The following is a 20766-nucleotide window of genomic DNA, read 5'->3' on the forward strand; positions in this document are numbered from 1 at the left end:
AGGTGTTTATCGTGCTGAAGGCGCAGCCGAACTTTCACGGATCGTCAGTTCAAACGGCAGGATCACATGCTGCTCGGGATTGATCTTTTTCTCGATCAGGTTGATCAACATCTCCACGGCCGTGCGTCCAAAACCTTCGGCGGGTTGGGCAATGGTGGTCAGGGGCGGATCGCAGTAGTGCGCCAACGGAATATCATCGAATCCCACCACGGAGATATCCCCGGGCACCCGCAGGCCGGCTTCCTTGATGCGCTTGAGCGCGCCAATGGCCATCTCATCGTTTTCACAAAACAGCGCAGTCGGGCGATCGCTTAGCGTCAGCAGCGTGGCAGCGCCGTCGTAGCCGGCGCGCAGGCTGAAATCGCCATGGCAGATGATTGCCGTGTCGCTGGGGATGCCCGCCTTGGCCAGCGCCGCCTGATAACCGGCGACCCGTTGCTGGGTCAGGGGGCTGTGTTGAGGGCCTTTGATCAGGCCAATCCGCCGATGGCCCATACCGAGCAAGTGTTCAGTCATGGCCTTGGCAGCCGCGTGGTTGTCGAGGCTGATGGTGGGATGGCGTCCGCCCTGGATCACTTCACAGGCGTTGACCATCGGCGGCGGCTCAGCGCTGCCGGTCGGGAAGGGGTCGTAAGCGCGCAACTGAATCACGCCATCGGCCTGATGCGCGTAGACCAGCTCGGCAAATTCACGTTCGATCTCCTCGCGCCCCTGGGTATCGCACAACAGCAGTCGGTAACCGGCGGCCTGGGCAGCCGATTGCGCGCCGCTGATCACTCGGGCGAAAAACGTATTGGCAATTTTCGGCACCAGAATCACCAGGTTGCCGGTGCGCCGCGAGCGAAATTGCACGGCCATCAGGTTGGGGCGATAACCCGCTTGCTCGACCGCTGCATTGACGATGTCTCGGGTGGCCTGGCGCACACGCTCGGGCGATTTCAGGGTGCGCGATACGGTGGCGACCGAAACGCCAGCGAGCCGGGCGACTTCACGGATATTGGACAAAACCACCTCATGTCTGAACTGAACGTCGCACGAGCTTACAGCAGGTCTGCCTGCGCTTGAATCCTTGCGAGCGTGGATTACCGGTTTGACAGCACACGCCCCAGCGCCTAAATTCCTGCTCACATGTAACCGGTTACATTCGCCTGCAAACAGCTTTCAGCCGCGCCGGACAGAGAAGGTCAGCGATGAACACAGTGATACCTAAAATAAGAATGGGTTTTGTCGGTGGAGGAGAGGGCTCTTTTATCGCTCAAGCGCACCACCAGGCCGCAGGGCTCGATGGCCGCTTTGAACTGGTTTGCGGAGCGTTCAGTCGCGACGCGCAGAACAACCTGCGTACCGGCAACCGCTTGGGCCTGCCTCAGTCGCGCTGTTACAGCACATGGCAATTGATGCTGGAAGCCGAGCGTGCGCTACCGGCTGAGCAGCGCATGGAGTTGCTGGTAATCGTGACGCCCAATCATCTGCACGCGCCGGTCGCCAGCGAAGCACTGGCCGCAGGTTTTCATGTGTTCAGCGAGAAACCCGCCGCATTGAGCCTCGCTGAACTGCAGGACCTCAAAACCCGGTTGAACAACAGCGGGGGGCTTTACGGGTTGGCACATACCTACCTTGGCTATCCGATGGTCTGGCAAGCACGGCACATGGTGCGCAACGGCGTCATCGGAAACCTGCGCAAGGTTCTGGTGGAATATCCTCAGGGCTGGCTCAGCCAGGATGTGGCCGGGCAAGGCAACAGGCAGGCCGAGTGGCGCGGGCAGCCGGCGTTGTCCGGTGCGGGCGGCTGCATCGCCGATATCGGCACCCACGCGTTTTCCCTGGCGGAGTTTGTGGCTGATCAAGCCATCACCCATTTGTGTGCCAACCTCGGTGTGCACGTCGAGGGTCGTCAGTTGGATGACGACGCCGTCATGCTGTTCAAGATGGCGCAGGGCGCCAGCGGTGTGCTGATCGCCAGCCAGGTCTGCGCGGGCGAAGAAAACCCGCTAAGCATTCGGGTCTACGGTGACAAGGGCGGCCTCGAATGGCGCCAGGAACAGCCTGCCAGCCTGATTCATCGCTCACTCGACCAACCGATGCGCATCCTGCGTTCCGGCACCGGGCAGCCGTGGTTGTGCGAGGCCGCGACCCAACGCATGCGCCTGCCCGCCGGGCATCCCGAAGGTTATCTGGAAGCGATGGCCAATCTGTACGGCGACTTTGCCACGGCCATCCGCGCAGGCGGGGTAAACCATGCTGCACCTGGCGTGCCGGGGATCGAAGTCGGCCTGCGCGGCATGGCGTTTATCGAAACAGCCATTGCCAGTCACCGCAGCGATGCCAAGTGGACCCCTTTGGAGTGCAACGTATGAAACCGCAAGCGTCCGCTGTGACCGCAACGACTCCGGTTACCCAAGGCCTGCGCGGGCCGGGGATCTTTCTGGCGCAGTTCATCGGTGATGAAGCGCCATTCGATACCCTGGCCAATATCGCGCAATGGGCGGCGTCCCAAGGCTACAGCGCCATTCAACTGCCGACGCTGGGCACACGCTTTATCGATCTTGAACGCGCGGCTGAAAGCCAGAGCTATTGCGATGAGTTGAAAGCCGTGTGCGCACGCGCCGGCGTGGAAATCAGTGAACTGTCGACACACCTGCAAGGGCAATTGGTGGCGGTTCATCCGGCGTTCGATGCGTTGTTCGATGACTTCGCTCCGACTCATTTGCGCGGGCAGCCTCAGGCGCGCACCGAGTGGGCGATCGAGCAATTGAAGCTGGCGGCGCGGGCCAGCCAGCGTCTGGGCCTGACCGCACACGCCACGTTTTCCGGGGCTCTGCTCTGGCCCTACATGTACCCGTGGCCGCAGCGTCCCAGCGGGCTGGTCGAGCAAGGGTTTGCCGAACTGGCCAAGCGCTGGTTGCCGATCCTCGACTGCTTTGACGAGGCCGGTGTCGACCTGTGCTACGAAATTCACCCCGGTGAAGACCTGCACGACGGCGCCTCCTTCGAGCGTTTCCTTGAAGCCGTCGATCATCATCCTCGCGCCGCGATCCTCTACGACCCCAGCCACTTGTTGCTGCAACAGATGGACTACCTGGGCTTTATCGACCGTTATCACTCACGTATCCGCATGTTCCACGTCAAGGACGCGGAATTCCGTCCGGATGCGCGCTCCGGTGTCTATGGCGGTTATCAGGGCTGGGTGGAGCGTCCCGGACGGTTCCGTTCGCTGGGGGACGGGCAGATCGACTTCAAGGCGATTTTCAGCAAGCTGACTCAATACGGATTCAGCGGCTGGGCCGTGCTGGAGTGGGAGTGCTGCCTGAAAGATTCTGCGCAAGGTGCTGCCGAGGGCGCTGCATTTATCCGCAAGCACATGATCACCCGAAGCGAAAAGGCCTTTGACGATTTCGCCAGCGTGGCCAGCGATGCGGCTTCCAACAGGCGCTTGCTCGGCTTGCCCGACGCCTGAGATTCATCCGCTTTTCCCAATAAAAACAAGACGGTGACTGTGATGACCTGGATGACCGCGCGCCTGAGCGCCATGATGTTTTTGCAGTTCTTTATCTGGGGTGGCTGGTTCGTCACCCTGGGCACTTTTCTTTCCAGCCAGCTGGGCGCCAGCGGCAGTCAGATCGGCATGGCGTTCTCGACCCAATCCTGGGGCGCGATCATTGCCCCGTTCGTGATCGGGCTGATCGCCGACCGTTTCTTCAATGCCGAACGCATTCTGGCGGTGTTGCATCTGGTAGGGGCGGTGTTGCTTTATCAGCTTTACCGGGCGCCAGATTTTGCCGCGTTCTATCCCTACGTACTCGCCTACATGATGATCTACATGCCGACGCTGGCATTGGTCAACTCGGTGGCCTTCCGGCAGATGCGCGACCCGGCGTTGGAGTTTTCGCGCATTCGGGTGTGGGGCACGGTGGGCTGGATTGTCGCCGGAGTGGTGATCAGTTTTGTGTTCGCCTGGGACTCGAAAGCCGCGATTGCCTCAGGCGGCCTGCGCAACACCTTCCTGATGGCGGCGCTGGCATCTCTGGTGCTGGGCGTCTACAGCTTCACGCTGCCGCGTACCGCACCGCTGAAAACCGAGAACACCCGCACCGGTGTCAAACAGCTCCTTGGCCTCGACGCCTTGGGCCTGTTGAAAGACCGCAGCTACCTGGTGTTTTTCATTGCCTCGATCCTGATCTGCATCCCGCTGGCGTTCTATTACCAGAATGCCAATCCGTTTCTGGCGGACATCGGCATGACCAATCCTACGGCGAAGATGGCCATCGGGCAGGTATCCGAAGTGCTGTTCATGCTCCTGCTGCCGCTGTTCATTCACCGCTTCGGCATCAAGATCGCCTTATTGATGGGCATGCTGGCATGGGCCTTGCGCTACGTGTTGTTCGCCTACGGCAACAACGCCGACCTGGCCTTCATGCTGTTCACCGGCATCGCCCTGCACGGGATCTGCTACGACTTTTTCTTCGTGTCCGGGCAGATCTACACCGACGCCAAAACCCCTGAGCGCTTCAGAAGCTCGGCTCAGGGCCTGATTACCCTGGCGACCTATGGCGTGGGCATGTTGATCGGTTTCTGGGTCGCGGGGCATGTCTCTGACTACTACGCCACACCTGAGGGGCATCAGTGGCAGAGCATCTGGTTGTTTCCGGCGTTCTTCTCCTTGGGTGTGGTGTTGGTGTTCATGTTTGCCTTTCGTGAAGCACGCAAATCCGGCATGGCGCCTGCCAAGGCTTGAGTGGGCACCTGCGCCTGTTCGCGCTTGCCATCGACTACCTGCGTTCGGCTTGCCTGACCTTGCGACTCAATCCAGGCGTCTTGCCTGTAATGCGTTTGAATGCACGACTGAACGCAGCCTGGGAGGTATAGCCCAAACGTTGCGCTACCTCTTCAATCGGTAGCCTTTCGAGGGTCAGCCATTGGCTTGCGAGCCGCATTCGCAGTTCGGTGACATAGCGCAGCGGGGCCATGCCAATGGTCGTCTGGAAGCGGTCCGCGAAGACCGAGCGTGAGGTATTGCAGTGCTCTGCCAGCTGCGCAACAGTCCAGTCCCGGCCCGGTTGTTGATGGAGCGCAAGCAGTGCACCGGCCAAGCGGGGGTCGCGCAAGGCGGCGACCAGGCCAGAAGCATTCCCGCAGGCGCACTCCACCCAGCCGCGCACGACCATGGCGGCTACCACGTCGGCCAAGCGCGCGAGGATACCGGCGTAGCCAACGCGTGCGGCGCTGACCTCGCGTTCCATGGTAGTCAGGATCGGCACCAGCCCGGGGTAGCGCTGGCCGCCGGCGTCAATCAGCATCAAACCCGGCATCAGCCTGCCAAGCCCATGGATACTGCCCAGTTCAAACTCCATACAAGCACTGAACAAAATAGTGCTCGGGGCAGGGCTGGCATCGGTTCCGGTATCCACCGCGCTGACGGCGTCACCCAAGGGCGCACCGTCCAGACGATCGATGTCCTGGACAGGCGCATCCGGATGGGAAAACAGTTGATGGGCTACGCCATGGGAGATGAACACCGCGTTGCCGGCAGACAGCGCATAGGTGCTGCCGTCGTCCATTCGCAGTACCGCATTGCCGACGGCCATGAAGTGGAACCAGGCGTGCCCGGTTTTTTCTGCAAAGCCCAAACCGAAGGTCGAGCCCGCCTGGATACGCCGATAGTCAACGCCACGCAGGCGCATGCCGCGCAACAGTTCGTTGATGAGGTCAGAGGAAAGGGCAAACTGATCTGCAGGCATCGTTCAGGTGTTTTAGTCAAAAAGTCGAGGCTTTGGATCATAGATCATCCGGTTTTCGGCGCCTAGACTGCGGCTCGAAATGAAAATCGGGAGATCCGTGCAATGACTGACTGTGTAGGTAACACCGTGTCCGACCGCCACTGCGGCGTCAGCGCCGACATAGAGCCTGCGGCACCTGCGTGGATGGCCGTCTTCTCGCTGGCAATGGGAGTGTTCGGCTTACTGACCGCTGAGTACCTTCCGGCCAGCTTGTTGACGCTGATGGCTACCGAGTTGGGAGTATCGGAAGCGCTGGCTGGGCAGGCAGTAACGGTGACAGCCGTGGTGGCGCTGTTCGCTGGCTTGTTGGTACCAGGACTGACCCGCGGCATCGACCGACGTTGGGTGTTGTTGGGTTTTTCCGTGCTGATGGTCGCGTCCAATCTATTGGTCGCGGTTTCCTCCAGTTTCGCGGTGCTGTTAGTGATGCGCATCTTGCTGGGCATTGCGCTTGGCGGGTTCTGGAGCATGGCGGCGGCGGTAGCGATGCGCTTGGTGCCGAGTGCCTTGTTGCCACGGGCGCTGTCGATCATTTTCAGCGGCATCGCCATCGGCACCGTAGTGGCAGTGCCGCTGGGCAGCTATCTGGGCGGGTTGTATGGCTGGCGCAGCGCGTTCTTTGCAGCGGCGGCGGTAGGCATGGTGACCCTGGCTTTCCAGTCGTTCACGCTGCCGAAACTCGCGCCGCGGCGGCCAGCAAGGCTTCGCACCGTTTTCGAGGTGTTGCTGCGCCCCGGCATCGCCATGGGGATGTTCGGTTGTGTGCTGGTGCACAGCGGGCACTTCGCGATGTTTACCTATGTTCGGCCATTCCTTGAAGGGACGACCGGCATCGGTGCGCAAGGGCTGTCGCTGATGCTGCTGGGGTTCGGTGTGGCGAACTTCGTCGGCACGTTGTTGGCCGGCAGACTGCTGGAGCGCTACCCGTTGGCCACTCTGGTGCTGATGCCCGCGCTGGTCGGCGTTGCAGCACTGGCGTTGGTGCTGTTGCCGGCTTCGGTGCCGGGGCAGGCGGTGTTGCTGGCGGTCTGGGGCATGGCGTTTGGTGGTGTGCCGGTGGCGTGGTCGAACTGGGTCGCCAGCGCGGTTCCGGATCAGGCGGAAAGCGCCGGAGGCATGGTCGTGGCCTCTGTACAGTCAGCCATCGCCACGGGCGCCGCCGCGGGTGGGGCGATGTTCAGCCTCGGTGGCAGCGCAGGCGTATTCGTAGCGGCAGGCGTGCTGATGCTGCTGGCCGCGTTGCTGATTGCCCTGCGCGTCCGCGTCCCTTCTGCCCATGGCGTTCACCAGCCCAAACCGGCGTTGCACCTTTGATCCGGCTTTTCAAACCAACTCGACCGTCCGTGGCGTGGAGATACCAAGCCGAGTGCCGGATCGCCTGAGCGCACCACCCGCCGATCCATGGCGGTAGTACGAAGGTTTTAGCGATTCAAGCGAGTTCAGTGGTCGTGGTCTTCAGGGCCGTCATGCAGCAGGTGGAAGATGTTGCGCTTCATGCGGATGAATTGCGGGTCCATCACCATGTCCAGGTTACGCGGGCGGCCGATCGGCACGTCGAGCACTTCCTTGATTCGCCCGGGACGGGCGCCCATGACGAAAATACGATCGCCGAGCAGGATCGCCTCATCGATATCGTGGGTGACGAACAGCACGGTTTTCTTGCTGTTTTCCCAGACCTTGAGCAACAGTTGCTGCATCTGCAGGCGAGTCTGGCTGTCGAGCGCGCCGAACGGTTCGTCCATCAGCAGGATTTGCGGGTCGTTCGCCAACGCTCGGGCAATGGCCACACGTTGCATCATCCCGCCGGACAACTGCTTGGAGTAGTTGTCGGCGAAGCGCAGCAGGCCCACTTCGTTGAGGTAGAACTCAACGATTTCCTTGCGCTCGGCGGCGGGCATTCCACGGCGCTTGAGGCCGAACTCGATGTTTTTGCGCACGGTCAGCCACGGAAACAGCGTGTAGCCCTGGAACACCATGCCGCGATCGGCGCCGGGGCCGTCGACTTGCTGACCACCGACGTAGATATCGCCCGAGGTCGGTTCCGCCAGGCCGGCGGTCAGATACAGCAGGCTGGACTTGCCGCAACCGGACGGGCCGACCAACACGGCGAACTGCTGATCGGGGACCTCGAACGAGACGCAGTCGAGCGCCGTGAAGGTGCTGCCTGACGGCGTCCGGTATTGCAGGGTGACGTTATCGACCCGCAAGCGTGGAGTGGCCGAAGCTGCCACGGGAGTCGGGCGAAGCTGGATCGGCGAAGTTGCAGTTACTGAGCCCATGCGGCCACCTTCAAGCGAAGAAGTCTGAAAAGTTGATCGGTGATCAGGCCCAACAGGCCGATGACCGCGATTGCCAGGAAAATCACGTCGACCTGAAACCCGCGCATGGCCTTGAGGCTCAGGTAACCCAGGCCGCTGGAGGCGGCGACCAGTTCGGCGACCACCAGATACGTCCAGGCCCAGCCCATCGTCACGCGCAGGGTATCCAGCACGCCGGGCAGTGAGGCCGGGGCGATGACGTGCAGCACCGCGTCCGCGCGGCTCGAGCCCAGGGTGTACGACGCGTTGATCAGGTCCTTGGAAATCCCCTTGGAGACGTCAGCGATCATCACCACTTGCTGGAAAAACACGCCGAAGATGATGATCGACACGCGTTGCTCCAGACCGATGCCGATCCAGAGGATGAACAGCGGCACGAACGAGGTCACCGGCAGGTAGCGGATGAAGTTGACCAGCGGCTCGAGGAACGCTTGCACGACCCGGAAGCTACCCATCATCAGGCCGATGGGCACAGCCACTACTGAAGAAATAATGAAGCCGACCATCACCACTTCCACACTGGCCCACACGTGCGGGCCGAGGGTGCCATCACGGGCCAGGCGCATCGCGGCATCGAACACCGCGCCCGGTGTCGGCAGGAACATGGCCGGCACCACGCCGCCATAGGAAAGACAGGCCCAGAGGCCGATCAGCAGAGCCCAGGCCAGACCGCTGGCGCTCCAGATCACCTGCACCGGCAGGCTGGTCTTGGGCGTCAGGCAACGGTTCAGCCACGAATTGCGCTTGGACATGAGGTGCTCCTCGGTTATTTCGGGCTGACGAAACGGTTGTCGATCAGGTCGCTGTAGCTCACGTTGTACGGCTTGCCCTGCAGCTCGCTGGCGGTTTCGTTGGCCAGTTTGATCACCGTGGCGGCCTCGCCGGTGCTGCCGTTGCTGCCCAGCAGTTTTTCGCTCATGGCCTGATCGTAGAAACGCACGCCCTTGGCCGCCGCTTCCAGTTCAGCCGGGTCGGCGAGGTAGCCCCCCACGCCCTTGGCCATGATTGCGTAAGCCTCTTTCGGGTGGTCCTTGGTGTACTGCACGGCTTTGTACAGGCCTGCGACCAGCGCCTTGACGTCCGCCTGTTGCTTGTCGATCACATCGCAGCTCAGGGCGACGACATCGACGATCACCCCCGGCGTAGTGCTGCTGTCCACCAGAACCTTGCCTTGCTGTTTGCTGCGGACGGTGCTCAGGTGCGGCTCCCAGGTCACGGCGGCCGGTACACGGCCGGCGATGAAGGCGGTGGCGGCGTCGTCGGCGGTCATGTTCTGGATGGTCAGGTCGCTCATCTTCATGCCGGCGTTTTTCAGCAGGTAGTTAAGCCAGAACTGCGAGACCGAACCTTCGTTGACGGCAACGGCCTTGCCTTTGAGGTCCTGCAGGCTGTTGACATCCTTGCCCACCAGCACGCCGTCGCCGCCATGGCTGTCGTCCAGCGCGGCCACGGCCTTGAAGCAGAACTGCGGACGGTACTTGAGGATTTCATCGAGGGTAGACGCCGAGCCGGACAACTTGCCCGAGGCCTGCGCCGCCATGTACATCGAGGCTTCTTCGATGGTCGGCAGCTCGACGGTCAGGCCGCCTTCCTTGAAGTAGCCCAGATCCCTGGCCAGGTACAGGGTGCCGTAACCCACCCAGGTGGTGTGTCCGATGGACAGGGTGCCGGCCTGGGCGCCGCTGGCGATGCCGGCAGCCATTGCAGTCAGGGCCAGCGGACGCACGCAGCGCGATACGAAAGACTTGATCATTGAACACTCCCGGATGTTTTTTTGGTTTGAATAGGTCTCGGGGCAGTGGGGCTAGACGCCAAAAACTTGAAACGCTTGTGGCCTCTGACGGACCTTTTGCCGCTGTGGGGCAGGGTTGATGTTGGCGGATGTCGAGGGATAGGAAAATTAGTAAATATGTGGTCCCTGATGAGGAAAAAACTGGGGTGAAAAAAACCTGTTCGATGCTGGGGCAGGGCGAATGAAAACGCCGCTTCGCGGTGCACGGACGCGGCGTTTTCGTGAGGTTTTATCGCCCTCCAGACCCAGCGGATCGAACTGCTTCAACCGGCTGTGGCATGGTCCCGGACATGCCTTTCGACGGTGGATTGATCGCCCCGCAGAATCATGTCCGCCGCTTTCTCCCCGATCATGATGCACGGCGCATTGGTGTTGCCGCTGATCAGGCTCGGCATGATCGAGGCGTCGACCACGCGCAGCCCTTCGATACCGTGCACCTTCAGATCCGGCCCGACCACGCTCATCGGATCGACCCCCATCTTGCAGGTACCCACCGGATGGAACACCGTCGCGGCGTACTCACGCACGTAGGCCATCAATTGCTCGTCGGTCTGCACGTGTTTGCCGGGGAGCATCTCTGTGCCGCGAATGGCATCGAACTGCTGATCGGCGAGAATTCTGCGCGCCAGCTTCAGCCCCTCGATCAGCACCTTTGCGTCTTCAGGGTCGGAGAGAAAATTGAAGTCAATGACCGCTTTGCCGTTTCGATCGAGGCGCAACTGGCCAATGCTTTTCGGCCGCAGCACGCAGGTGTGTACCGCGTACCCGTGGCCCCATTCGAACAGGCGCCCGCGATGGCTGCGATAACCGGGCACGAAGTGAAACTGCACATCCGGCAGCGCTTCTGCCAGCGGCGTGCGAGCGAAGCCACCGGCCTCGACGTAGTTGGTGGTCAGCCAGCCTTTCTTGCCGAGCACATAGCGCAGCGGCGACAGCAGAATGCTCGGCAGCGAACCCAGGGAGAACCCCAGCGTCAGCGGACTTTTCGAGCGCACGGTGATCAAGCCGTCGAGATGATCCTGCAAGTTCTTGCCAACGCCCGGCAGGTCATGTTCGACCTTGATCCCGGCGTCTTTCAGTTCGCTGGCCGGGCCGATTCCCGAGGCCAACAGCAAGCTCGGGCTGGCCAGGGAACCCGCCGACAAAATCACCTCGCGACGTGCAGTCAGTCGGGTTTGCTGCCCCTCTGAAACCACGCGCACGCCCTTGGCCACGCGCTGTTCGAGGATCAGCGATTGCATCGCGCAGTCGGTGATGACCGTGAGGTTGGACCGCTCGAGCACCGGCGCCACAAAGGCGCGATAGCTCGACAGGCGCCTGGCGTCTTTCTGGGTCAGGTTGTAGATCCCACACCCCTCAAGCTGCTCGCCATTGAAATCGTCGTTGCGGCGGATGCCGATCTTTTGTGCGGCGTTGACGAACAGCTGCGACACCGGGTTCGGGTCGCGTGCGGCTTCAACGTTCAGCTCGCCTGAAGTGCCATGCAGACGCGTGTCCTGACCGAGGCGGTTGTTTTCGGATTTCTTGAAAAACGGCAGCACGCTGTTCCAGTCCCAACCTGCGCAGCCAGCCTCGGCCCAGCGATCGTAATCGCTGGCGTGACCGCGGATGTAGATCATGCTGTTCATCGAGCTCGAACCGCCCAACGCCTTGCCCCGTGGGGTGTGCAGGCTGCGGCCGTTGAGGTGCTGCTGCGGTGCGGAAAAGAAGTTCCAGCTGTACTTTTTGCTCTTGTACAGGGTGATGGTTCCAGCGGGCGTCTGGATGCGCAGGTTGTTGTCGTGGCTGCCCGCTTCGATCAGGCAGACGCTGACAGCAGGGTCCGCGCTCAGACGGTTCGCCAGTACGCAACCGGACGAACCGGCGCCGACGATGATGTAGTCGTAATCGGTTTTCATACGGATTCACTCAAATTGTTCCCGGGCGACGAATCAGCGCAGCTGAAACCAGGTGGTTTTCAGTTGGGTGTATTTGTCAAAGGAGTGCAGCGACAGGTCGCGGCCGAAGCCAGATTGCTTGCCGCCCCCAAAGGGCACGGTCACGTCCAGTGCATCCACGGTGTTGACCGACACGGTTCCGGCATTCAATCGTCCCGCCACGCGATGAGCGCGGTTGAGGTCATCGCTCCAGACCGATGCGGCGAGGCCGTAAATGTGATCGTTGGCCATCGCCACGGCCTGGTCTTCGTCATCGAACGCAGTGATTGCAAGCACCGGGCCGAACACCTCTTCGCGGGACAGACGCATGTTGGGCGTGACGTCTGTGAAGAGCGTCGGCTGAATGAAATTGTTCGAGCCGTTGATCATCACCCGGTCGCCGCCCGCCACCAGGTGCGCGCCGCCGGCACTGGCGCCGGCGATGTAATCCATGACCCGTGACGCTTGCCTGGCGTCGACGATGGCGCCCATTTTGCTCGCCGGATTCAGCGGGTCGCCTGGCTGCCAGTGCTGCGCCTTTTCAATCATGCGCTCGACGAACTCGTCATGAATCGAACGTTGCACCAACAGTCGCGAGTTGGCCGAGCACACTTCGCCCTGATTGAAGAAAATCCCGAAAGCGGATTTTTCGGCGGCCAGATCCAGGTCCTGACAGTCGGCAAACACCAGGTTCGGGCTCTTGCCACCGCACTCCAGCCAGACCTGCTTGAGGTTTGATTGCGCGGCGTATTGCATGAAGTATTTGCCGACCTGCGTCGAGCCCGTGAACGCCAGCGCGTCGACGTCCGGGTGCAATCCCAGCGCGCGTCCGGCGTGTTCGCCCAACCCGGTGACCACGTTGAACACTCCTTCCGGCACGCCGGCTTCGAGTGCCAGTTGTGCCAGACGCAGTGCCGAAAACGGCGATTGCTCGGCGGGTTTGAGAATCACGCTGTTACCCGCCGCCAGTGCGGGAGCGAGCTTCCAGGCGGCCATGTCCAGCGGGAAGTTCCACGGCACCACCGCAGCGATCACGCCCAGCGGCACGCGGGTAATGGTCGCCAGTGAGCCGGGGCCAGTGGGCGCGACCTGATCGTAAAGCTTGTCGAGACTTTCGGCGTACCAGGCGAAAACATGCGCGGCGCCGGGCACGTCGATGCTGTAGGCGTCCATCACCGGCTTGCCCATGCTGAGGGAGTCCAGCAATGCCAGTTCTTCGCGATTGGCCAGAATCAGTTCAGACAAGCGCAGCAGGATAGCCTTGCGCTCTCTGGGCTGCATGCGCGCCCATGGGCCGCTTTCGAAGCTTTTGCGCGCGACGCGAACGGCGAGGTCGACATCCGCATCCGAACAAGCCGCGACGTTTGCCAGCAAGGCGTTGGTGGCGGGGTTGATCACGGCGAACGTTTCACCGCTCTGCGCTTGATGCATGTGCCCTGCGATCAACGCGGCGTCGATGAAACGCTGCTGTTCGGCAAGGCGTTGCCAGCTTTTGAAATCCGTCACTGCACACACTCCTTCAATGGCCTCGGCGGGCCATGTTTGCGATCAGTGGTGCCGATAGTGGGCGATGTGACGGGGTCAGGAAATGATTAAAAATGTGTTCGCTGTCGATAAAAAAACTCGCCAATAACGCACCTTGGCGGTGCGTTTACGCACCGTTTCGGGGTCAGTTTTTTTAGCTTCAATGGGCAGGTATTTGCTTGTTTCTCAAAGGCTTTGCACGTCGCACAATAGCGCGCAAGATCTGCGGTCACGGTTCAGCGAATTCGAGGTAGCAATGGCAGCCTACAACCTGCGACAACTGAAGTATTTCGTCACCACGGTGGAGTGCGGCAGCGTTGCCGAGGCGTCGCGCAAGCTGTACATCGCGCAGCCTTCGGTCTCCACCGCGATCAAGCACCTGGAAGAAAGCTTTGCCGTGCAGCTGTTCATTCGGCACCACGCTCAGGGCGTGTCGCTGACGCCCAGTGGCGCACGCTTCTATCGCAAGGCTCAGGAGCTGTTGCGGGTGGCCCACGAGTTCGAGCAGAACGCCTTGGCGGACAACGATGTGGTCGCTGGGCAGATCGATATCGGCTGCTTCGAAACCGTCGCGCCGCTGTACCTGCCACGCTTGATTGCCGGGTTCCGTGATCGCTGGCCGGGTGTGGAAATCCGCATCCGCGATGGTGAGCAACAGGAGCTGGTGCAGGCGCTCACCTCCGGTAGCATCGATCTTGCAATCCTCTACGAACACGATCTGGACAGCACCATCGACACCGCGCCGTTGATGGCCCCGCAGCAACCCTACGCGTTATTGCCAGAGGGGCATCGCTTCGCCCATCAGGCCAAGGTTTCGCTCAACGATCTGGTGCTGGAGCCGATGGTGTTGCTCGACGTACAGCCGAGCCGCACCTATTTCGTGAGCATCTTCGAAGAACGCGGGCTGACGCCGCACATCCAGTTCAGCTCGCCGTCGATAGAAATGGTGCGGGGCATGGTCGGGCGCGGGTTCGGTTTCTCGATTCTGGTGACCCGCCCGCAGTCCAACCTCACTTACGACGGACAGAAACTGGTGTGCGTGCCGCTGGCCGAAGAGGTCACCGGTTCTGGATTGTCAGCCGCCTGGCTGCGCCGTTCGCAATTGACCAAACCGGCGCAGTTGTTCGTGGATCATTGTCGGCAAGAGTTGGCGCCGAAGTAGCTTTTGGAAAAATCCATTTCACCTCTGTAGCGGCACGCCGGGCTGCTACAGAGCTTGTGTTGACTGGAGCTTGTCGATTATCCGCCGCAACATCGCATCACAACCATCCAGTTGCGCAACGCTGACAAACTCATCCGGCTTGTGCCCCTGATCCATGCTCCCTGGCCCACACACTACGGTGGGAATGCCGATAGCATCGAACAATCCGCCTTCGGTGCCGAACGCCACGGTCGTGAACTCATCCGAACCACAGAAATGTGCAATCAACCGCGCCGCCTGGCTTTTCGCGTCGGTGACCAGGCCGGGGTACGCGGACAACTCGGAGAAACGCACGTCGCTACCCGCATTGACGGTGCGCATTTTCGGCAGCACATGGGCCTCGGCATAATGCTGAAGCTGCGCTGCTACCGCGCGCGGATCCTGCGCAGGCAGCGCGCGGACTTCGAAATCGAAGCAGCAGTCAGCTGGGACGATATTCAACGCCTTGCCACCGCTGATCACCCCGGTCTGCACCGTGGTAAACGGCGGATCAAAGCGCGGATCGTGCAGATCCATCGCGCGCAGTGCCGTGCCGATGCGCCCCAGTTCACCGATCAGTTCAGCCGCGTACTCGATGGCGTTCACGCCCTCAGGCGCATAGGCCGAATGGCAGGCCGCGCCATGCACTTCGCAACGCATCGCCAGTTTGCCCTTGTGCCCGAGCACCGGCTTGAGTTCGGTGGGTTCACCGATGATGCACAGCAGCGGCTTGACCGGCCGTTTCTCAAGTTCGGCAAGCAATGCGCGCACACCCAGGCAACCGACTTCTTCATCATAGGACAGCCCGATGTGCACTGGCATGTTCAAGGGCGCCGCGAGCAGATCGGGGACCGCTGCCAACACGCAAGCGATATAGCCTTTCATGTCGGCGGTACCGCGCCCGAACAACTTGCCGTTGTGTTCACTGAGTGAAAACGGCGCGACCGTCCACGGTTGTCCGTCCACCGGCACCACATCGGTATGCCCGGACAGTACGATGCCCGGACGATCCGCCGGGCCGAGGGTTGCAAAGAGGTTCGCCTTGGTGCGCTGCTCGTTGAAGATCAGCTCGCAGGGCACGTCGAATTGCGCGAGATAGTCGCGCACGAATTCGATCAGTTGCAGATTCGACTCGCGACTGGTGGTGTCGAAGGCCACCAATGCCGCCAACAATTCCCGGCTTTTGCTCATGTGTCGATCCTTGCCTGGCTCACGGGCGTCTTATTCGTCACCGGGCACGCCATAGCTCGGGGCCTTGGTCGGATCGAGGGCGCGGGTGATGTAGTCCTGCATCTGCGGGCGGTAGTCATTCCACAGTTGCGCGAGTTTGCCGATAGGGTCGTGGTCGGCCCAGTCAACGCGCAGGTCGACGATGGGCCAGGTCAGTTCGCCGACCACCACCAGCGCCGCGGAGTGCACCGGGCCGGCTTCGCCGCCGGCCGCGACGGCTGCCTGCATGGCGGCGATCAAACGGTCAGCCAGTTGCCCGCCACTGCTCTCAAAGGTCTGCACCAGCACTTCGATAACCGCGCGATCAGCGAGCATGTTGCCCGCGCCGACGCACTGCTCGCCAGCCAGCGCGTTGTGCGTACCGAGGGTTTCACTGCCGCTGAAATGCGCGGTCTGACCCAAGTGATCGATGGCGGTCAGCTGGCGAAACTGGCTGTAGCCGTTGCTCGTCAGCGCTTTGTCCAGCGCCTCGGCGGGTGAGCGGCCGTTTTCCATCTGGTCGAGCACGTGTGGGCCGAGGGCGGGGAGGGTGATGTTCTGCGTGGCCACCGCGCCAACGCCCGGACGCAGCCACGGGCAGCGTGCACCCACGGCGATGCTGGAAGAGCTGATGGCGATGCCCAGTTGTCCTGTTTCGGCGCAACGGCCGACGATTGAAAACGTCATTAAGTGTTTGTCCTGTTCCGTCCTGACCTGCCATCCGCCGGCCGGGCGCGGGATACGCGGCCCGGTCGGGGATGGGACATGAGTGCATTCTGTCGATGCGCAGGCATTGGCGAAACGAGGTTTTTTGTGGAGCCGGGTTACGGAAAAACTTCTCAGTCCGACGTGCCCGGTTACAGGCGCCCGTACTCGCGGGCGGTGCGGTCCACGGCGATGCGCGTCTTGTCCACCAGTTCGTCCAGCTCCGCGCGGGTGGCGACCAACGCCGGGGCCATGATCATGCGCCCCAGGGTGGAGCGAATGATGATGCCTTCTTCGAAGCCGATGGTGCGGCAGCGCCAGGCGATGTCGTTTTCGTTGACGAAGCGTTTGCGCGTGGCCTTGTCTTCAGCGAACTGCAACGCCGCCACCAGTCCGATGCCTTGCACTTCGCCCACCAAGGGGTGATTGCCGAACACCTCGCGCAGGCAGCTCTGCAGGTACGGCCCGGTGTCGTTTTTCACCTGAGTGACCACGCCCTCATCGCGCAGCGCCTTGAGGTTGGCAATCGCCACCGCCGCCGCCACAGGGTGGCCCGAGTAGGTCAGGCCATGAGCAAAGACGCCGCCTTTTTCCACCAGCGCTTCGGCCATACGTCGCGACAGAATCAGCCCGCCCATGGGGATATAACCCGAGGTCAGGCCCTTGGCGATGGACAGCGTGTCGGGCTCGAAGCCCAAGGCCTCGTGGGCAAACCATTCGCCGGTGCGACCAAAGCCACCGATCACTTCATCGGCGCACAGCAGTACGTCGTATTGACGGCAGATGCGCTGGATTTCCGGCCAGTAGGTCTGCGGTGGAATGATCATCCCGCCAGCCCCCTGGAACGGCTCGGCAACGAACGCCGCCACCTTGTCGGCGCCCAGTTCGAGGATCTTGTCTTCCAGCTGACGCGCTGCGCGCAGGCCGAACTCTTCAGGGGTCAAATCACCTTCATGGGCGAACCAGTAGGGCTCGTCGATGTGCGCGACATCCGGAATCGTGCCGCCCATTTCGTGCATGAATTTCATCCCACCCAGCGCCGTCGCCGCCAGTGTCGAGCCGTGGTAACCGTTCCAGCGGCCGATCAGGACCTTTTTTTCGGGCTTGCCCATTACCTGCCAGAACTTGCGCACCGTGCGAATCAGTACCTCGTTGGCCTCGGAACCGGAGTTGGTGTAGATCGCGTGGCTGTAGTGCGCCGGCAGCAAGCTGAACAGCAGTTCCGACAACTCGATCACCGCCGGATGGGTCGTATGAAAGAACATGTTGTAGTAGGGCAACTGCTCCAGCTGAGCGCTGGCGGCAGCGGCAAGATCCTTGCGCCCGTAGCCGAGGTTGGTGCACCACAGCCCTGACATGCCGTCCAGATAACGTTGGCCGTCGTTGTCCCACAAGGTCAGCCGATCGCCCCTGACCATCACTCGCGGGCCTTCCTCGTTGAGGGCTTTCTGATCGACAAACGCGTGGATGTGGTGGGCGGCATCGGACGCCTGATAGTCACGTGTGGTGCGGGTTGGATCGAGTTCGTTGGACATTGCGTGTCTCCGGGTGAGGGCGCCCGATGCGGGTGAGGGCGAGGGGCAAGCGGTTGCCGAGGGCTTGTGGCGGTATAAGTTTTGGCACTTGAAAATATTTTTGTAAAGAAAATATTTGTGGGGAAAAACGCAAGTCCGTACCCTGAGCGGCATCGCAAAGCGAGTGCAAGGGCGCCATGAGCGGATTAAGAGAACGGCAAAAAGAACAGCGCCGACAGGTGATCGCCGAGGCGGCGCTGAGGTTGTTCAAAGCCAATGGATTCAGCGCGACCACGCTGGAACAGATTGCCAACGAGGCGGGCGTTTCAGCGCCCACCGTGGTGAATTATTTCGGGGGCAAGCAGGACATTCTCCTCGCATTGCTCAAGGCCCCCGACGAACTGGCGATGCGCGAGGCGAGGGCGAATCTGGACGACAATTCGGACCCGCTCGACGCGCTGTGCGAACTCGAAGGCTTGATGACCCGATATCAACTGCGCGCGATGCCTGCGTCGCTGTGGCGCGAACTGGCGCCATTCCTGTTCACGGGAGACCTGTCCCACGCCTTTCAGCCGTGGAACGCGGCGGTGGTCGAGGAAGCCAAGGCTCTGCTCAAGCATTTTCAAGACCGGGGCAAGGTTCGCCCATCAGTCGATATCGAGGTCGCCGCGACCTTGTTCAACCAGTACGCGAACCTGGCGTTCATCCGCCTGGCCACTGAAGCCGTGCCGGATCGCGAGGCTCATGCGGCGCATATGCGCAGCGTGCTGGGGTTGATGTGCCACGGGATGTTGAGCGACCCGGGCGAAGCATAGCCCTAGGTTTTTCCTGCTCTGCGACGACAAAAATCATAATTTCGCTATCCCCTGATCCTGCACAGAATGCGTCCACACCCGCCTTCGTGAAGGACACAGGTATGACAGCTGGAAACATTGAAATCGATACGCTCGTGGTCGGTGCCGGTCAGGCAGGCGTGGCCATGAGCGAACACCTGAGCCATTTGGTTATCCCTCACCTGGTCCTGGAGCGCAGCCGGATCGCTGAGGCCTGGCGCAGCGGACGCTGGGATTCGCTGGTCGCCAACGGACCGGCCTGGCACGACCGTTTTCCGGGCCTTGAGTTTGCCGGTTTGAGCCCCGACGGCTTTGCTCACAAAGAGCAGGTGGCCGATTACTTCGAAGCCTACGCCCGCAAATTCAAAGCGCCGATTCGCACGGGCGTTGAAGTGCGCAAGGTTGAGCGCAACGTCGGGCGTCCCGGTTTCACCGTTGAAACCTCTCAAGGCGTCATCCAGGCCAATCGCGTGGTGGTGGCAACCGGTCCTTTTCAGAAACCGGTGATTCCAGCCATCGCACCGCAAGATGAGCGGCTGACGCAGATCCATTCCGCACAGTACCGCAACCCGCAGCAACTGGCCGCAGGCGCGGTGCTGGTGGTGGGCGCCGGATCGTCCGGCACACAAATCGCCGATGAACTGCTGCGCGCCGGCAAGCAGGTTTACTTGTCGGTCGGCCAGCATGACCGGCCGCCGCGCGCGTATCGCAATCGCGATTTCTGCTGGTGGCTGGGCGTGCTCGGCGAGTGGGATCAGGCGGCGATGAAACCTGGCCGTGAGCACGTGACCATCGCGGTCAGTGGCGCCCATGGCGGGCGCACGGTGGACTTCCGCGAACTGGCGCAGCGCGGCATGACACTGGTCGGCGTGACCCGGTCTTTCAGCGACGGCGTGGCGACTTTCCAGCCGGACCTGGCGGCAAACCTGGCGCGTGGTGACGAGAACTATCTGGCCGTGCTCGATGCCGCCGATGCCTACATCGAACGCAACGGGCTGAACCTGCCGCTGGAGCCTGAAGCCCGTCGCGTGTTCCCCGACCCGGAATGCGTGAGCCAACCGATTCTCGAACTGGACCTGGCCGAGGCTGGCATCACCACCATCATCTGGGCCACCGGTTTCGCCACCGACTACAGCTGGATGAACGTTGATGCCTTCGATGAAAAAGGCAAACCCCGGCATCAGCGTGGCGTGTCGACCGAGTCCGGCATCTATTTCCTCGGTCTGCCGTGGCAGTCGCGCCGCGGCTCGTCGTTCATCTGGGGGGTATGGCACGACGCCAAATACGTCGCCGATCACATTGCCACCCAGCGCAAATACCTTGAATACCGGGACGCCACCGAGCGTCAGGCCGAGCACGCTGCTTCAACGGCGCCGGCATCAGTCGTGACGGCCTGAATCCGCGTTCCGCGCCGAACCCGGACGGGCGGCGCGGGCAACTTTCTGCTTCCAGGGAGCCCCACATGGCACAACCTACGCATACCCGCATTCGCATGTTCAACACCAAGGAAACCTACCCGAACCAGTCGCTGGATAACGATCTGTGTCAGGCCGTTCGGGCGGGTAACACGATCTACGTACGCGGCCAGATCGGCACCGATTTCGAAGGCAATCTTGTAGGCCTTGGAGACCCACGCGCCCAGGCCGAGCAGGCGATGAAAAACGTCAAACAGTTGCTGGAAGAGGCGGGCTCGGAGCTGTCGCACATCGTCAAGACCACCACCTACATCATCGACCCGCGCTATCGCGAGCCGGTCTATCAGGAGGTCGGCAAGTGGCTCAAGGGTGTGTTCCCGATTTCCACCGGGCTGGTGATTTCCGGGCTGGGGCAGCCGCAATGGCTGATGGAAATTGACGTGATTGCTGTGGTGCCGGACGGTTGGCAAGTGGGGCAGGGTGAGTGAGGCTTTGATGGGCAACGCTTGGGGGGACGGCATTGGGCTGGAGCTGCCTGGATCAGCAGGGCTTTGAGCATCAGGACTTGGAGGGGGGCTAGCTT

General features: G+C 61.6%; 18 protein-coding genes. 8 read left to right on the plus strand and 10 right to left on the minus strand.

Annotated features, from left to right (window positions below; translation table 11 throughout):
• Positions 1-6 precede the first annotated feature (6 nt).
• Entirely contained in the window at positions 7-1005 is a 999-nt protein-coding gene (locus BLU24_RS14890; RefSeq protein ID WP_093101496.1) for a LacI family DNA-binding transcriptional regulator, read from the minus strand.
• A gap of 185 nt (positions 1006-1190) precedes the next feature.
• Between BLU24_RS14890 and BLU24_RS14895 the strand changes: the two genes are divergently transcribed.
• Genes BLU24_RS14895 through BLU24_RS14905 form a run of 3 tightly spaced genes read left to right on the plus strand, consistent with a single transcriptional unit; the run spans position 1191 to position 4735 of the window.
• Positions 1191-2357, plus strand: a complete 1167-nt coding sequence (locus BLU24_RS14895) for a Gfo/Idh/MocA family protein (protein ID WP_093101499.1) — start codon at positions 1191-1193, stop codon at positions 2355-2357.
• Positions 2354-3457 (plus strand): sugar phosphate isomerase/epimerase family protein, encoded by a 1104-nt coding sequence (locus BLU24_RS14900; RefSeq protein WP_093101502.1) that lies wholly within the window; start codon positions 2354-2356, stop codon positions 3455-3457. The genes BLU24_RS14895 and BLU24_RS14900 overlap by 4 nt, the downstream gene beginning before the upstream one ends.
• A gap of 42 nt (positions 3458-3499) precedes the next feature.
• Positions 3500-4735, plus strand: a complete 1236-nt coding sequence (locus BLU24_RS14905; RefSeq protein ID WP_093101505.1) for a nucleoside permease — start codon at positions 3500-3502, stop codon at positions 4733-4735.
• Positions 4736-4769: 34 nt separating this feature from the next.
• On the opposite strand, the gene BLU24_RS14910 is transcribed toward BLU24_RS14905, so the two are convergent.
• Positions 4770-5738, minus strand: coding sequence for an AraC family transcriptional regulator (locus BLU24_RS14910; protein WP_093101508.1), 969 nt, complete (start codon positions 5736-5738; stop codon positions 4770-4772).
• 102 nt (positions 5739-5840) lie between these two features.
• Here BLU24_RS14910 and BLU24_RS14915 point away from each other — a divergent pair, with 102 nt between their 5' ends.
• Positions 5841-7091, plus strand: a complete 1251-nt coding sequence (locus tag BLU24_RS14915; RefSeq protein ID WP_093101511.1) for an MFS transporter — start codon at positions 5841-5843, stop codon at positions 7089-7091.
• A gap of 125 nt (positions 7092-7216) precedes the next feature.
• Here the strand turns inward: BLU24_RS14915 and BLU24_RS14920 are convergent, their stop codons facing one another.
• From BLU24_RS14920 to BLU24_RS14940, 5 genes are all read right to left on the minus strand, one after another.
• The gene (locus tag BLU24_RS14920) at positions 7217-8056 is read right to left on the minus strand and encodes an ABC transporter ATP-binding protein (RefSeq protein ID WP_093101514.1); all 840 of its coding nucleotides are present in this window, start codon (positions 8054-8056) and stop codon (positions 7217-7219) included.
• Positions 8044-8847 carry an ABC transporter permease gene (locus tag BLU24_RS14925; RefSeq protein ID WP_093101517.1) on the minus strand — a complete coding sequence of 268 codons (804 nt, stop codon included), beginning with the start codon at positions 8845-8847 and terminating at the stop codon, positions 8044-8046. The genes BLU24_RS14920 and BLU24_RS14925 overlap by 13 nt, the downstream gene beginning before the upstream one ends.
• A 14-nt stretch (positions 8848-8861) precedes the next feature.
• Entirely contained in the window at positions 8862-9848 is a 987-nt protein-coding gene (locus BLU24_RS14930; protein ID WP_093101520.1) for an ABC transporter substrate-binding protein, read from the minus strand.
• A 302-nt stretch (positions 9849-10150) separates the two neighbouring features.
• Positions 10151-11785 carry a GMC family oxidoreductase gene (locus BLU24_RS14935; RefSeq protein WP_093101523.1) on the minus strand — a complete coding sequence of 545 codons (1635 nt, stop codon included), beginning with the start codon at positions 11783-11785 and terminating at the stop codon, positions 10151-10153.
• A gap of 33 nt (positions 11786-11818) precedes the next feature.
• Positions 11819-13309, minus strand: a complete 1491-nt coding sequence (locus tag BLU24_RS14940; protein ID WP_231990157.1) for an aldehyde dehydrogenase — start codon at positions 13307-13309, stop codon at positions 11819-11821.
• Between the two features lie 274 nt (positions 13310-13583).
• Here BLU24_RS14940 and BLU24_RS14945 point away from each other — a divergent pair, with 274 nt between their 5' ends.
• Positions 13584-14489, plus strand: a complete 906-nt coding sequence (locus BLU24_RS14945) for a LysR family transcriptional regulator (RefSeq protein WP_093101526.1) — start codon at positions 13584-13586, stop codon at positions 14487-14489.
• A gap of 45 nt (positions 14490-14534) precedes the next feature.
• On the opposite strand, the gene argE is transcribed toward BLU24_RS14945, so the two are convergent.
• The 3 genes from argE to BLU24_RS14960 form a co-directional block, all read right to left on the minus strand.
• Complete coding sequence (gene argE / locus BLU24_RS14950; RefSeq protein ID WP_093101529.1) at positions 14535-15698, minus strand: acetylornithine deacetylase; 1164 nt, start codon at positions 15696-15698, stop codon at positions 14535-14537.
• A gap of 30 nt (positions 15699-15728) precedes the next feature.
• Complete coding sequence (locus tag BLU24_RS14955; protein WP_093101532.1) at positions 15729-16403, minus strand: DUF1028 domain-containing protein; 675 nt, start codon at positions 16401-16403, stop codon at positions 15729-15731.
• 170 nt (positions 16404-16573) lie between these two features.
• On the minus strand, positions 16574-17956 hold the full coding sequence (locus tag BLU24_RS14960) for an aspartate aminotransferase family protein (protein WP_093101535.1): 1383 nt from the start codon (positions 17954-17956) through the stop codon (positions 16574-16576).
• A gap of 176 nt (positions 17957-18132) precedes the next feature.
• Between BLU24_RS14960 and BLU24_RS14965 the strand changes: the two genes are divergently transcribed.
• The 3 genes from BLU24_RS14965 to BLU24_RS14975 all read left to right on the plus strand — a co-directional run bounded on the left by BLU24_RS14965 (position 18133) and on the right by BLU24_RS14975 (position 20671).
• Positions 18133-18750: a TetR/AcrR family transcriptional regulator gene (locus BLU24_RS14965; protein WP_090283496.1), complete on the plus strand. Its 618-nt coding sequence runs from the start codon at positions 18133-18135 to the stop codon at positions 18748-18750.
• A 101-nt stretch (positions 18751-18851) separates the two neighbouring features.
• Entirely contained in the window at positions 18852-20165 is a 1314-nt protein-coding gene (locus BLU24_RS14970) for a flavin-containing monooxygenase (RefSeq protein ID WP_093101538.1), read from the plus strand.
• A 65-nt stretch (positions 20166-20230) separates the two neighbouring features.
• On the plus strand, positions 20231-20671 hold the full coding sequence (locus tag BLU24_RS14975; protein ID WP_093101541.1) for a RidA family protein: 441 nt from the start codon (positions 20231-20233) through the stop codon (positions 20669-20671).
• The last annotated feature ends 95 nt before the right edge of the window (positions 20672-20766 follow it).

Source organism: Pseudomonas sp. Z003-0.4C(8344-21), from assembly GCF_900104975.1.
Classification (GTDB): domain Bacteria; phylum Pseudomonadota; class Gammaproteobacteria; order Pseudomonadales; family Pseudomonadaceae; genus Aquipseudomonas; species Aquipseudomonas granadensis.

Coding starts and splice junctions, on each gene's coding strand:
- BLU24_RS14945 (WP_093101526.1), top strand. CDS start 13,584: ATGGCAGCCTACAACCTGCGACAACTGAAGTATTTCGTCACCACGGTG.
- BLU24_RS14910 (WP_093101508.1), bottom strand. CDS start 5,738: ATGCCTGCAGATCAGTTTGCCCTTTCCTCTGACCTCATCAACGAACTG.
- BLU24_RS14925 (WP_093101517.1), bottom strand. CDS start 8,847: ATGTCCAAGCGCAATTCGTGGCTGAACCGTTGCCTGACGCCCAAGACC.
- BLU24_RS14975 (WP_093101541.1), top strand. CDS start 20,231: ATGGCACAACCTACGCATACCCGCATTCGCATGTTCAACACCAAGGAA.
- BLU24_RS14900 (WP_093101502.1), top strand. CDS start 2,354: ATGAAACCGCAAGCGTCCGCTGTGACCGCAACGACTCCGGTTACCCAA.
- BLU24_RS14955 (WP_093101532.1), bottom strand. CDS start 16,403: ATGACGTTTTCAATCGTCGGCCGTTGCGCCGAAACAGGACAACTGGGC.
- BLU24_RS14960 (WP_093101535.1), bottom strand. CDS start 17,956: ATGTCCAACGAACTCGATCCAACCCGCACCACACGTGACTATCAGGCG.
- BLU24_RS14970 (WP_093101538.1), top strand. CDS start 18,852: ATGACAGCTGGAAACATTGAAATCGATACGCTCGTGGTCGGTGCCGGT.
- BLU24_RS14895 (WP_093101499.1), top strand. CDS start 1,191: ATGAACACAGTGATACCTAAAATAAGAATGGGTTTTGTCGGTGGAGGA.
- BLU24_RS14930 (WP_093101520.1), bottom strand. CDS start 9,848: ATGATCAAGTCTTTCGTATCGCGCTGCGTGCGTCCGCTGGCCCTGACT.
- BLU24_RS14905 (WP_093101505.1), top strand. CDS start 3,500: ATGACCTGGATGACCGCGCGCCTGAGCGCCATGATGTTTTTGCAGTTC.
- BLU24_RS14920 (WP_093101514.1), bottom strand. CDS start 8,056: ATGGGCTCAGTAACTGCAACTTCGCCGATCCAGCTTCGCCCGACTCCC.
- BLU24_RS14935 (WP_093101523.1), bottom strand. CDS start 11,785: ATGAAAACCGATTACGACTACATCATCGTCGGCGCCGGTTCGTCCGGT.
- BLU24_RS14965 (WP_090283496.1), top strand. CDS start 18,133: ATGAGCGGATTAAGAGAACGGCAAAAAGAACAGCGCCGACAGGTGATC.
- argE (WP_093101529.1), bottom strand. CDS start 15,698: ATGAGCAAAAGCCGGGAATTGTTGGCGGCATTGGTGGCCTTCGACACC.
- BLU24_RS14915 (WP_093101511.1), top strand. CDS start 5,841: ATGACTGACTGTGTAGGTAACACCGTGTCCGACCGCCACTGCGGCGTC.